The sequence below is a fragment of the Pseudomonas trivialis genome (assembly GCF_036864995.1).
GTDB lineage: Bacteria > Pseudomonadota > Gammaproteobacteria > Pseudomonadales > Pseudomonadaceae > Aquipseudomonas > Aquipseudomonas trivialis.
On the sequence record NZ_CP142151.1, the window covers coordinates 2108124 to 2121401 of the forward strand.

At 64.0% G+C, this 13278-nt stretch carries 8 protein-coding genes; 1 reads left to right on the forward strand and 7 read right to left on the reverse strand.

Annotated elements, in window-relative coordinates:
- Positions 1-44: 44 nt before the first annotated feature.
- Positions 45-1358: an APC family permease gene (locus VRB54_RS09475; protein ID WP_338480538.1), complete on the forward strand. Its 1314-nt coding sequence runs from the start codon at positions 45-47 to the stop codon at positions 1356-1358.
- Here the strand turns inward: VRB54_RS09475 and VRB54_RS09480 are convergent.
- The 7 genes from VRB54_RS09480 to VRB54_RS09510 form a co-directional block, all read right to left on the reverse strand.
- A complete protein-coding gene (locus tag VRB54_RS09480; RefSeq protein WP_338480539.1) occupies positions 1348-2976 on the reverse strand; it encodes a methyl-accepting chemotaxis protein in 1629 nt (542 codons plus the stop codon). The genes VRB54_RS09475 and VRB54_RS09480 overlap by 11 nt on opposite strands.
- 155 nt (positions 2977-3131) lie before the next feature.
- Positions 3132-4718 (reverse strand): rhamnogalacturonan lyase B N-terminal domain-containing protein, encoded by a 1587-nt coding sequence (locus VRB54_RS09485; protein ID WP_338480540.1) that lies wholly within the window; start codon positions 4716-4718, stop codon positions 3132-3134.
- A complete protein-coding gene (locus tag VRB54_RS09490; protein WP_338480541.1) occupies positions 4718-5941 on the reverse strand; it encodes a pectate lyase in 1224 nt (407 codons plus the stop codon). Before VRB54_RS09490 ends, VRB54_RS09485 begins: the two co-directional genes overlap by 1 nt.
- A 375-nt stretch (positions 5942-6316) precedes the next feature.
- The gene (locus VRB54_RS09495; protein ID WP_338480542.1) at positions 6317-7555 is read right to left on the reverse strand and encodes an alginate lyase family protein; all 1239 of its coding nucleotides are present in this window, start codon (positions 7553-7555) and stop codon (positions 6317-6319) included.
- A complete protein-coding gene (locus VRB54_RS09500) occupies positions 7552-10620 on the reverse strand; it encodes an efflux RND transporter permease subunit (protein WP_338480543.1) in 3069 nt (1022 codons plus the stop codon). The genes VRB54_RS09495 and VRB54_RS09500 overlap by 4 nt, the downstream gene beginning before the upstream one ends.
- A complete protein-coding gene (locus VRB54_RS09505) occupies positions 10617-11735 on the reverse strand; it encodes an efflux RND transporter periplasmic adaptor subunit (protein ID WP_338480545.1) in 1119 nt (372 codons plus the stop codon). Before VRB54_RS09505 ends, VRB54_RS09500 begins: the two co-directional genes overlap by 4 nt.
- Positions 11732-13213: an efflux transporter outer membrane subunit gene (locus VRB54_RS09510; RefSeq protein WP_338480547.1), complete on the reverse strand. Its 1482-nt coding sequence runs from the start codon at positions 13211-13213 to the stop codon at positions 11732-11734. Before VRB54_RS09510 ends, VRB54_RS09505 begins: the two co-directional genes overlap by 4 nt.
- Positions 13214-13278 lie beyond the last annotated feature (65 nt).

The window sequence follows — 13278 nt, forward strand, 5'->3', positions numbered from 1 at the left end:
TCCTCCACCAAGGATGCCTTCATCACCTGCCGCCAGAGCCGCCCATGACCCAATCCTCCAGTAGCTCCAAACCGTCCCTGCGCCGGGCCATTACCGGCCCGATGCTGTTTCTGTTCATCCTCGGTGACGTGCTCGGCGCTGGCGTGTATGCGCTGGCCGGCACCATTGCCGGCGAGGTGGGCGGGGCAATCTGGGTGCCGCTGCTGGTGGCGCTGTTTTTTGCCATGCTCACTGCCGGCTCCTACGCGGAGCTGGTGACCAAGTACCCGCACGCGGGCGCCGCGTCGGTGTTCGCCGAGAAGGCCTTCAAGTCGCCGCTGATTTCCTTTCTGGTGGGCTTCAGCATGCTCGCCGCAGCGGTGACCAGCGCCGCCGGGCTTTCGCTGGCGTTTGCCGGCGACTACCTGGCAGCGTTCATCGATATCTCGCCTCATCTGGCTGCGCTGATCTTTCTGGTGGTGATTGCGCTGCTCAATGCGCGCGGAATCAAGGAGTCGCTGGGCGCCAACATGCTAATGACGGCGATTGAACTGTCCGGGCTGTTGCTGGTGGTGGTCGCGGCCGCCTGGTGTTTCCAGGCGGGCGAAGCCAACCTGGGCCGCGCGTTCGAATTCAAGCCCGGCATCAACCCGATGCTTGCCGTGCTTGGCGCGGCGCTGCTGGCGTTCTACTCGTTCGTTGGCTTTGAGACATCGGCCAACCTCGCCGAAGAAATCCGTGACGTGCGCAAGGTGTACCCGCGCGCGCTGTTCGGCGCGCTGGTGACGGCGGGCATTGTTTACATGGCGGTAGGTGTCGCCGCGTCCACCGTGCTGCCGATGGACAGACTGATGGCGACCTCGGCACCGTTGCTGGAAGTGGTGCGCGCCTCAGGCTTGAACATCCCGCCCAGGCTGTTTGCGTTCATTGCCCTGGTGGCGGTGGCCAACGGCGCGTTGTTGACCATGATCATGGCCAGCCGCCTGACCTACGGCATGGCCCGCCTGGGCCTGCTGCCCGAGCCACTGTCGCGGGTGCTGCCCAAGCGGCGTACGCCCTGGGTGGCAATCATCGCCAGCAGCCTGGTGGCCATTGCATTGACGTTGACCGGCACGCTGGCGGCCTTGGCGCAGACGGTGGTGCTGTTGCTGCTCTTTGTGTTTCTGAGCACTAACCTTGCGGTGCTGGTACTGCGCCGTGACACCCTCGACGTCGACCATTTTCGCGTGCCCACCTGGGTGCCGGTGCTGGCGATTGTGTCGTGCCTGCTTCTGCTCAGCCAGCAGAGCCTCGACACCTGGTTGCGGGGCGGCGCGCTGCTGCTGTTGGGCATGCTGTTGTACGGCTGCAACCGGCTGGCGACCCGGCCTAAAGCTTGAACTGGCGGGTCAGTTGATTGAGGTCGGTCGCCAGCTTGGTCAGCTCGGCCGTGGCAATCGCCGTCTGGTTCGAGCCTTCGGAGGCCTCGCTGGACAGGTCGCGGATACTCACCAGGTTGCGATCCACTTCGCGCGCGACCTGGGCCTGTTCCTCGGCGGCGGTGGCAATCATCAGGTTGCGCTCGTTGATCTGGCTCAGGGAGTCGGTGATGTCGCCCAGCACTTTTCCGGCGCCATTGGCCATGTCCAGGGTCTGGCTGGCTTGAGCGCTGGTCTGGTTCATCGACGACACCGCATTGCCCGTGCCCGTCTGGATCGAGCTGACCATCTGCTCGATTTCCTGGGTGGATTTCTGCGTGCGATGGGCCAGGGCTCTCACTTCATCGGCCACCACCGCGAAGCCACGACCGGCTTCACCGGCGCGCGCGGCTTCAATGGCGGCGTTCAAGGCCAGCAAGTTGGTTTGCTCGGCAATCGCCCGGATCACGTCCAGCACCTTGCTGATGTCGTTGGCCATGGTCGCCAGCACTTGCACTTCACCGGAGGTGGACTGCACGTTGGCGACCATCAGGTTGATGGCCGCGACGGTGTCGTTCACCTGATTGCGCCCCGCGATGGCGGCCGAGCTGGATTGCGCGGTCAGTTCGGAGGTGGTGGACGCGTTGCCTGCGACTTCTTCCACGGCTGCAGTCATTTCGGTGACGGCGGTGGCGGCCATTTCGATTTCATGGTTCTGCCGCTGGATAGTGCGCGACGCGCCCTCGGTCACTGCGTGCATTTCTTCGGCGGTGGCCGCCAGTTGCGTGGAGGAGTCGCCGATCAGCGCCAGTGCATCACGCAGATTCGATTGCATGGTGGCAATGGCTTTTGACAGCTGCGCCGCTTCATCGGAGCCGTCCACCTCGATGCGCTGGCTCAAGTCATTGGCGGCAATGCGTTGGGCCATCAGCAGCGATTGATTGATCGGCACTGTGAGACTGCGGGTGTAAAGCCAGGCCAACAGTAAAGAGGCGGTTATCGACAGGAGCAGGAACACGCCGACGATCATCAGTGTTTGCTCATAAACGTCATCGGCCTCCTGTCCGGCTTTTTTTGCTTTGTCCTGGTTAATGCTGATGAGTTTTTTCAACGCGGTTTCGACTTTGTCCGCGGATTCTTTCATGGGCCCGTTTGATACGGCGACTGCGCCTTCCAATTGTTGTGCGCCAACTAAGGCAAGGTAATTGTCCTGGATTTTAAAATAGTCGGTTTGTATCTCCCGCAACTGCGCAAACGCTTCCTGGCCTTGCGGTGTGACGATAAAGTTTTTCAAGGACTGCGCGTATTGATCGACCAACTGCCGCGATTGCTGGATATCGCTCACCGCTTTGGTCCGGCGCTCCTGGGGCTCGATCGGGTTGCGCACCCGTGCGTTGTTGGATCGGATGGCGACAAACTCCCGGTCCAGTTGGCCCAATAGTTGTACGCTGGGTAATATGTTGGTTTCGACATATTTCTCTGCCGTTCTAAGCAGTCCGGCTTGCCTGAGTGCGAGCAATCCCATCGCAATAATGATCAGGCAGAAAAAACCGAAACAAACAGCAGATCGCGGTGCGAGATTTAGCTTTCGCAAAAACATGTCAACTCCTCAGGTGTGGGCGCTTTCACCCGTGGAATTAATATCGACACTCTTGTTCGGAACTTTAAGTTTGTTCGAAATATAGTTTTGGCTGTTGGGTGTTGCAGTTAGTCAATAATAATTAGATGTCCAATTGTTTCGGTATTCACGAAGGATCAGTCCTGCACCCACTGCACACTGTCGAACACAAAGCCCGGGCTCAGAAAACCCTGGCCCGTCTTGCCCGAAGCAACGCCAATCTCCAGTGAATTTACTCCTGCATGCAAGGCCGTGGACGGCACATTGATGTCGAACACGGTGTTGTTGCCTCGATACGTCCCACGGGTGATGCCACGGCTGTGGGGCTGGTTGGAGGCCGGCAGCACCGGCGCCGTCCACTGCTGATTCACGCTCACCGTCGGCCGCCCGCCAGCCTGGGCCAGTGAGATGAACAGGCGCAGGCGGTAAGCGCGCAGCTCATTGGCAGCCAGGACGAACTGGATGCGCGCAGGGCTGTTGACGTCGCGCCATTGCGCGGCGGGGAAGGCGTCGGGCTTGCTGGTGCCAACGCTGTAGGTGACGGGCGCCCAAGGGGTCATGCGTGCATCACTGGGATGGGCGGAGGGCAGCAGACGCGCATTGAGAAACCCGGCCGGCGTGCCATCGGGTGTGCCGATCTGCCATTTCACCTGACCCGCTGGCGGATGTGCCTGCAAGCTCGCCTGACTGGTAGCGCCTGCGCTGATATCCACCCAGCTCTGCGCCACCTCAAGTTCACCCTGATACAGCGTCATGCGGTAATGCCCCGGCCGCACCCCCGTCAACTGGAACCGCCCGCTGCCGTCGGCCCGCGCCCAGTATTGGGCGTTGCCATTGCTCAAGCCCACCACTGCCGGCAGTCCATGGGCCACGCCGCCAACCTGGCCGGTAATGGCACCGCGTTCTGCGCTGCCCACAAAACCTGCGAGTCCCAGGCGGTTGTCGACGAACCCCAGGTCGGTCAACGCCGCGCCGGGTGCGTCACCGTCGGTGAACAGCAGCCCGTAGACGCCGTGCAGGCCGCCGCGATAGGGCTCGGTCTGGGTGTGGTTGGAGAACATGTAGTTGTACAGCTCGTGGGTGACGGGGGTTTTCTGCGTGGCGATGTCCTTGAAGAACGGGCCGCCCGCGCTCAGCTCGCGGTTGCCCATCAGCATGTACACCGCCACCCCCGGGCCTTTGACGCCGTGCAGGGGGTCATCGATCATCGGTTGCGCCGAATAGAACTTGGAACTTGTGCGCCCGTCGGCCAGCAAAAACACGTCCTTGCCTTCGATGGCCGTGCCGACGTTGGAGTCGGTGCCACGCTGTGCCTTGGGCAGCTTGCTGACATCCAGCCGCGCTACAAAGCGCAACTCGCCCACCGGCAGCAGCGTCGGCGCGTAGGTCGCCATGTAGATCGCCGCGCGCCCTTTATCGGCCAGGTAGTAGTGGATCAGCTCTCCCGAGCGCGCGCTGATCACAATCACATCGCCCACAGTGCGCGCCTCCACCTGAGCACTGCCAAGGCCCGAAGCAATCTGCGAAGCCTTGGGTTCGGTGGTCTGCAGTTCGTTGCCGCGATAGCGCATCGAGACCAGGTCTCCATTGTGCGTGTCCACGCTGAAGACCAGGTTGGCGCCGGTGTCGACCACGATGTGCGAGTCACTGCGGCTAAAGCCGAAACCGGCGGCGTGGGCCTGGGCTGCCAGGGTGCACAGCATGATCAGCATGAGACGTCGCATCAGCTTTTCTCCAGGTTCATATGGCCCGCACCGGCATTGCGGGGCACCTGCAGGCGCACCTTCTCGGGCGCCTGCGGTGCCACAAGGTACTGGCGGTATGGGCTGAACGCCTCCAGTGCCGCCGCGTCCTGCGGCCGATAATCGTCGCCACTCTGGTGCTGCTGGTTCGGCACACAGGGCCTGCCGATGGCTGCCTGGCAGGCGTTATCGGCGGCGGAGGCGAAGAGGGCGAAGGCGGTGCCGGGCTGGCGGGCATCGTTGAACAGCGGGTGGGACACGTCGTCGAAGACATTGCCTTCCACCAGCAGATGGGCGCTGGCGGTGCGCGACATGATCGCGCCCTGGTAAGTCAGGTGGGCGAACACATTGTTGACCAGTTGCGCACGCACCTCGGCATCGCCCATTCCCCCGGCGTGAGGCGCACGCCCCGAGGTGTCGTGCACGTAGTTGCCCACCAGCGTCAGGGTGTCGTGGTGACCGAGAAACAGCCACACCCAGTAGTGGTGACCGTCACAGGTCGCCGAATAGGGCGTGCGGCCGTCGAATTCGTTGTTGGAAATCGTCACATGAGTGGCGCTGCCCCAGCCGCTCACGATCATCTGCCGACCGATCCGCGCGAAGGTGTTGTGGTCGATCCATACGCCATCGGTATCGTCCAGGGTCAGCGCATCACCGCCCCAGACCACGCGGGGGTTGATGTCCGAGAGCGTGAGGTTACGCACGATGACATTGCGCGCGCCGCCGCCGATGAACAAGCCCATGCCCTGGATCCCGGCATGGGCGCCCACGCCCAGCAGCGTCTTGTTAGAACCGACCTTCAAGCGCTGCAGGCCGGCCTTGTCATAGCTCACCGTGGCCGGCGGTTTGGACTGGCAAAAATGGTTGGCGCCGTCGATGGCCCACTGGCCACCGCCCTTGGGGCAGGCATTGGCCATGCAACCGGCCTCGGTCACCCGGGCGCTGCCGTCGGTTACTACTGAGCCGCGAAAATCGAACGAGTGGTCCAGAGCGATCACGCGCGGCGTGGTGTCGGTGCAATTGCCGCGCGCATCGAAGCGGTCGCACAGGGCGTTTTTCAGCTCGGCTGGGGTGGCGGGGTGCACGGCGGCGGCCTGGTCACCGCCGCTGACCCCTTGGGCAAAGCCTTCAGGCGCGTCAGCAGCGTGACACAGCGGCGCCGCCAGCAAACACAGGCAGAGCACAAAAGAATTTCGACGCATCATCGGCATGTTCCTGAGTGGCCTACTGCAGGCCGGCCATCATCCAAATACCCGGGGGCTTTTTCAAATGGTTTGAAACCGATTGCGATGTTCTTCAGCTGCTGTTCAGTTGCGGCAAACCGGCGCTGTGGCTAAGGAGCTTGTTGTGGCTCGCGGTTTTTTGTTGTGAACAGGCTTGTTGTGGCGAGCGGGCTTGCCCCGCGTTGGGCTGCGCAGCGGCCCCAAAAGCCATGCTCCGCGCGGTGTCAGGCACACCGCATGTTCCTTGATGGGGGGCGCTACGCACCCCAACGCGGGGCAAGCCCGCTCGCCACAACAAGCCCGTTTGCCAAGAAAAAACTGCTCCTACAACAAGCTCGATTGCCACAAAGCCGTGCCTCACGGCACCAGTTCAGCTTTGGTCAAACCATACTCCCCCAGCGAATACAGCAAGGTCCCATACCCCAACTGATCGTAGCCGCCGCTGTCGGGGCCGTAGTCGCCGCCGCCGCCTTCGGGTTGGACCTTTTGCGCGAACGCTTTCACATAAGGCGCGTTGAGGCCCTTGAGTACCACGTAGTGGTTATAGAGCAATTCCCAGATCGGGCGGATATCGCCACGCTTGTCGGGCGAGATCACCTTCTGCTTGAACGCGCTGTTGATAAATGTGGTGAACGGCACTTCATGGTTCAGGTTGTACTTGGCCACATACTCGGCGCCTTGCAGCACGCGGTTGTTCTGGTAGCCGAACAGATCGTCGCCCTGGCTCCAGGCCATCTGGCAGAAGCTGCCGAGCAGGGCGATGTCGAGCATCGTGTGGGCCTGGTCGCGGCCGCTTTCCTGAACCTGGCCCAGGCCCTCGGGGTAGAGCTTCCACACCGCGTGCTCGATGGCGCCATTGCCGGCCCCGTGCTTGAAGTAGTCGACGGCTTCGTTGTAGAGATCGCGGCGGTCGGTCAGCACGCCGATGGCCAGGATCGAGTTCATGTTCGCCAGGTCCCAGTTGGCCCAGTGGTGATCCGGCAGCATGCCGTCCTGATGCACCAGGAAGTCATGGTTGATGGGGTAGAACACGCTGAGCATCATGCTTTGAAAACGGTGAAAGTCCTCAGCCTTCCATTTCGGGTAGCCGCGCAGGATTTCCCCGGCATTGGCCAGTTGGTAACCGTACAAGCCTGCCGCCAGGGACCTGCCGTTTTCGCCCTCGATGCCGGTGAGGGTGGATGCCCACTGGTCGAGGATACTCACGGCCTTGTCGGCATAGGCCGCATCGCCGGAGATCTGCCAGCGCAGGGCCAGGGCATAGGCTGCCGCGGCGTCGTTGAACAGTTTGTTGTAGTTGTTGGGGCCGCCGGAGGTACGGTAAACCACCGGCACCGGGTTGGCTTGCCAGGTCAGTGACGCGTGTTTGTTGTCGATCAGCTTCTGCCAACCCTCCAGCCAGGGATGGTTATGGTTGGCGATTTTTTCGCGAATACGCGTGAAGTCCTGCTGGGTCTGCAACAGGCCCGGGTGCACGAACGCGCCCGTGTGGGAGGTGGAGGCGAGGGCGCCGAGACTCATCGACAACGCGCCAAGCAGCACGGCCCCTTTGGATAATTGATGGATACCGCGCGTTGCCTTGAGCAGAACGTTCATCGTGTTGTCGCCTCTGTATGTGGAATCCTGCGCTGCGTGAACAGCATGACGTAAAGCACCGGGATCAGTCCCAGCGTGACCAGGGTGCCAAGCGCCAGGCCGCCCATCAGGGTGATCGCCATGCCTTCCCATAGCGGCCCGGCAAACAGCATCAGCGGGACCAGCCCGATGATGCAGATCAGTTTGGTCATGACGATGGGGCGCAGGCGTTTGACGGCGGCATTCACCACCGCGTCGTGCACCGCCAGGCCGTCATGCAGTTCCGCTTCGATGCGTTCGAGCAGCAGCACCGCGTTGTTCACGATAATCCCCGCCAGTGACAGCAGACCGAACGTGGCCATGAAGCCGAACGGGTAGCCGGTGATCAGCAGCGCGGCCGCCACGCCGATCAACACGAACGGGATGGCCGAGACCACGATCAGCACCTTGCGCAGCGAATTGAATTGCCAGACGAACAGCAACAGCATGGCCACCAGCGCGTGGGGCAGGTATTGCAGGAGCGCCTGGTTGGCCTCCGCCGAATCTTCGATCTCGCCGCCCAACTCAATCCGGTAGCCGGGCGGCAGGCGCAGGGCGGCCACTTGTGGCGCTAGCCGTTCGACGATGGAGGTGGCGGTCAATCCCGGGTTGTGCCCGACCACGGTGATTGCGCGCTCCTGATTGCGGCGCACCAGGGTCGACGGTTCGCTGGACGCACGAATCTGTGCAATCGCAGTCAGCGGTACGGGTGTAGAACCATCGGCCGGATACACCAGAATGCCGCGCAGGTCGGGCGCGGCGCCGCTCACCGCCGCCGGCTCGCGCACCACCAGCGGCACGCGGGTTTCACCGTCCTGCAGGGACGAAACCTGAAGGCCGCCAAAATGCAGTTGCAGGGCCTGGGCGATGGCTTGGGTGTCCACGCCGGCGCGGCGTGCGCCGGGTTGATCAACCTCGACGGTGTAGCGCGTGAGTCGCGTGCTCCAGTCGTCGCGCACATCCAGGGTGCCCGGCACTTGCAGCAGGGCGGCTTCGATCTGCGCAGCGAGGGTGCGCAATACGTTTTCATCCGGGCCGATGATGCGATAGATCGCCACGCCGACCTCGGTGGTGCCCAGGGAAAACCGCTTGGGCTCGGCGCGCAGCTCTGGGTGTTGCTTGAGCAGGTAGCGGCGCACGTTGGCGATCTCTGCATCGATGTCGCTGCCGGCCTTGACGCTGACGGTGAAGTACGCGGTCTCCGGCGCCGGCAGCGGCGGGTTGAGGCCCAGCACGATGCGCGGCCCGCCGTCGCCGACGTAGCCGATGCTGTCGACCACCGCCGGCTCCTTGCTCAGCCACAAGCTGATCTCGCGCACGCTTTGCAGGGTCTTGCGCGAACCGCTGCCCGGCTCCAGGGTGATCGGCACCTGGAACTGCAAACGGTCCGACTGCGGCAAAAAGTCATAGGGCACGCGCATCAGCTCGAACACGGCGGCGGCCAGCAGCACCAGCATCGCTATCAGGAACAGCAGCTTGTGCTGCAAAACGCGGCAGATCACGGCGCGATAGCCACGGTAAAAGCCGCTGTCGTAACCCTCGTCCGCCGCCTCGTTGGGTGCGGCCCTGGTGAAATACAGGCACAGCAGCGGCGTCACCGTGATGCTCAGCAGCCACGAGCCGAGCAGCGTCAGCGCCAGCACGATGGCCAGCGAGCGCAGGTATTCGTTGGTGCTGGTCTGGCCCAGAAAGAACGGCGAGAACGCCAGCACGATCACCAGCGATGAGGTCAACAACGGAATCGCCAGGGTGCGCCCGGCCTCCACGCAGGCCTGACGACGCGCCTCGCCGGCATGCAGGCGGCGCTCGATGTCTTCGGCAATCACGATGCCGTTGTCCACCAGCAAACCGAGGGCGAGGATGATCGCCGCAATCGACACGGTCTGCAGTTCGACGCCGAGCATGCGCATGGCTATCAAGGTGCCGAGAATGGTCAACGGCACGATGGCCCCCACTACCAGCCCGGTGCGCCAGCCGAGAAACAGCATCACCACCGCCATCACAATGACCACCGTCTCGATCATCACTTGCTTCATTTTGCTCATCTGCAGATCGACCACATCCGCCTGGAACGTCACCACATGGGTGGCAAACCCCAGCGGCAATTGCGGTTCCAGCTGCGCCAGACGGCTGCGCAGCGCGGCGCCGAACTGCTGGATGTTCTGCCCGGCCGCCATGGACACGGCCAGCACCACCGCGTCCTCGCCTTGATAGATCGCGGCAGTCTGCGGCGGGTCGGCGGCCATCACCGACACCTGCGCGATGGCGCCGAGCGCGACCGACTGCGCACTGCCGGCGGCGCCCGGCAGCTGGATCGGCAACTGGCGCAGTTGCTCCACGCCGAGCAGTTCGCCGCTGACGGTGAGGGTGGTGCTCTGCCCGCCGATCTCGGCGATGCCGCCGGGCGCCAGCACGTTCTGTTGCTGCAACTGCTGGAACAGCTGCTGCGGTGACAGGCCCAGCCCCGCCAGGCGCTGCGGGTTGAAGTCGATGGACAGTTGTTGCTCCTGCACGCCGTGCAACGTCACCTGGCCGATGCCGGGCAAGCCGCCCAACTGATCGCGCAGGCGTTTGAGCGGCCCGCGCATCTCGCTCATGCTGTAGCCGGGCGCGGTGACGGCAATGGAGGCCACGGCGACCCGGCCGAAATTGTCATCCACAAAAGGCCCCTGGGTGCCCGGCGGAAAGCTTGCACCGGCCTCGGTCGCCTTGTTGCGCACCTGTTGCCACAGCACGCCGAGGTCCTTGATGTCGTCGCGGGCGGTCACCTGGATGACCACGCTGCCGGGGTGGATTGTGGTGGCGATGGTTTTGATCTGCGGCAACTCGCGCAGTTTTTCTTCGGTAGGCCGCGCCAGCAGTTCTTCCACGCGCTCGCTGGGCAACCCCGGGAACTGGATGCTCACCAGCGCATCGCGGATGGTGACCGACGGTTCCTCCTGAGTCGGGAAACCAAGGAAGGTGGCCACGCCCGCCAGCAGAATCAGCAGCGCGCTGAATAACGTCAGGCGGCTGGCATTCAAGGCATGCAGGGTCAGGTTGCTCATTGGGTGACGCTCAAGCGGCTGGAGGATTGCAGCAGGTTGACGGGCTGGCCGTCATCGAGAAACGCGACGCCGGTGGTTACCACTTGTTCGCCGTCCGCAAGGCCCGCGTCGATGGCGACGCGACCCTGGTCGATCAGGCCGATGCGGATGTCGCGCAGCGCGACCTTGCCCTTGGCCGGGTCATACACGAATACCTGCACCTGTCTGGGGTCGGCGCCGATGCGCAGCGCCTGGGTCGGAATCGACAGCGGCAACGGGGCGCCACTCACCAGATTCACTGTGAGGTTCACGCCACTGGGCAGCGCAAGATCGTTGGCGAGCAGGCGAAAGCGTGCGCTTTGCACCACGCCGTTCTGCGCGCGCATCGACAGGCCCTCCAGCACCAGCGGCAGGCTGGAGCCGGGCGCGCTCGGGTCGGTGGCGACGGCGCGATCCCCCGGTTTGAGGCCGATGGCCTGTTCCACCGGGATCGGCACGATGACCTGCGCGGCATCCGCGGCCTCCAGTTCCATCACCACCTGACCCGGCGACAACTCGCTGTACAACTGCGCCGTGCGCGCCACGATGCGTCCGTTGAACGGCGCAACAAGCTGGCCCTGGCGCTGATCGCGGCGCAGCAGATCCAGCGCCGTTTCATCCGCCGCCTGTTGCGCGACGGCCGCTTGCCAGGCCGTTTCGGCTTGCTCCACGGCGCTGGCGGCGACGCTGCCCTGGGCAAACAGCTGTTGCTGGCGCAGCCGGTTGCGCTTGCGCTCGCCGGTCTGCGCGACACTGGCAAACAGACCGGCCTGCGCCTGCTTCAGGCGCAGTTGCACCGCCGCGCTGTCCAGGCTTGCAAGGACCTGGCCCTGTTTCACGGCATCGCCCACGTCGACATTCAACGCGACCAGGCGTCCCGCGCCTTCAAAGGCCAGTTCGGCACGCTGGCGCTGGCGCACCACGCCTGTCAACGGCAGGCCCTCGGCATCTGCGGCGTGCACGCGGGTGACCTTCACCGACCTCACGGTCGGCTCCGGCAGCGACTCCTCGCGCGAACAGGCTGCCACCACCAGGTAGGTCAGGCCAAGCAGCAGGCAATGGGCCCAGGGACGAAGTGGGGAGGTGGTCACGTTCATGGTGAAACCCTGTCTGCAAAGGAGGCCAACGGTGCGCCCGACAGCGCGCGATACAGCGCCAGGCGATTGAACAACACGGGATAGGCGGCGTTGCGCACTTGGAGGGTGGATTCGGCGAGCCGAATCGCGGCGACCGGCTGCTCCATTTGCGCTGCCGCACCGACGGCAATCTGCTGCTCGACACGCCTGACCTGCGCTGCGGTCAAGGCCGCCAGCTCGACCTGCGTGGCGGCATCGGCCAGGGCTTGACGGCGCTGGCTCAGCAGGTCGGCGATGTCGCGGAAGGCGTCCTGCACGGTCTTTTCGTACTGGGCGACGGCTGCTTGTTGGCGCACGTGGGCCAGGTCAAGGTTGGCCTGATTGCGCCCGCCGTCGAACAGCGGCAGGTTCAGTTGCGGCGTGAACAGCCAGGCGCCGCTGCCGGAGGCGAACAGGCTGCTCAAGTGCGGGCTGGCGATGCCGGCGCCGGTGCTCAAGGTGATCGACGGGAAGAACGCCGCACGGGCGGCTCCGATGTTCGCATTGGCGGCGCGCAGTGCCTCTTCGCACTGGCGCACATCGAAGCGCTGCAACAGCCGTTGCGAGGGCAGGTCGACCAGCCATGGCGGGGTGCTCAGGTCCATCGTGGGGCCGAGGGTGGCCGCCGTTGAAGGTGCCACCTGATAGCCGCTGACCCACGACAGCGCCTGCACGGCGCGCTCGTGCTCGGCGCGCGCGTTCTGCGCTTGCAGTGTGGCGCGGTGCACCTGCAGGCGTTGCGTGTCGACCGTGTCCTGGGCCACCAGGCCTGCCTGTTGCTGGCCGTCGAACAGGTGCAGCAACTGGTTCTGGTGCTCGAGGATGGTCTGGGTGTCGAGCTGGATGCCGGCCTGCAAGCGCTCCTGCAAATACAGGCGCGCCACCTCGACGATCAACGCCTTGCGCGCAGCCAGGGCGCCGTAGCGCGTGGCCAGGTAGTCATGCCGGGCCGCGTCGGACAGGCTGCGGACCCGGCCGAAAAAGTCCAGTTCGAAATCCGAAATGCCCACGGACGCCACCGCGATGTCCTGCCCGTAGCGCTCGTCGGCGGCCTTGTCGTGCAGGTGCTGGCGGTTGCGTTGCAGCCCCAGGCCGACGGTGGGCAGGCGATCGGCACGGGATAGGCCGTACTCGGCGCGGGCCTGTTCGACGCGCAATGTCGCCAGGCGCAGGTCGCGGTTGTAGGCCAACGCCTGCTCAACCAGATGGGGCAACTGCGCCGAGGCGTCCAGCCCGGTCAGCAGCTGTGTTTCTTCTTCGGACAGCGGCTGCACGGAGGTTTGCAGGGTGGGCGCCAGGGCGGTTACCGGTGCGTCGGTCCAACTGCCCGGCACCGGCAGCGCCGGCGTCTGGTAGGCAGGCGCCAGTGAACAAGCGGTCAGCGCGCCGCTCAGCAGCAAAACCGCACAGAGGCGTTCAGGCAGCTTGATAGGCTTGGACAGTGGTGCGGTGGTCGGCATAGCATCGGTTCGCGAAAGTCGGTGTAGGGCGATACTGACAGCGGACTTTCAATAAACCGTTCGTG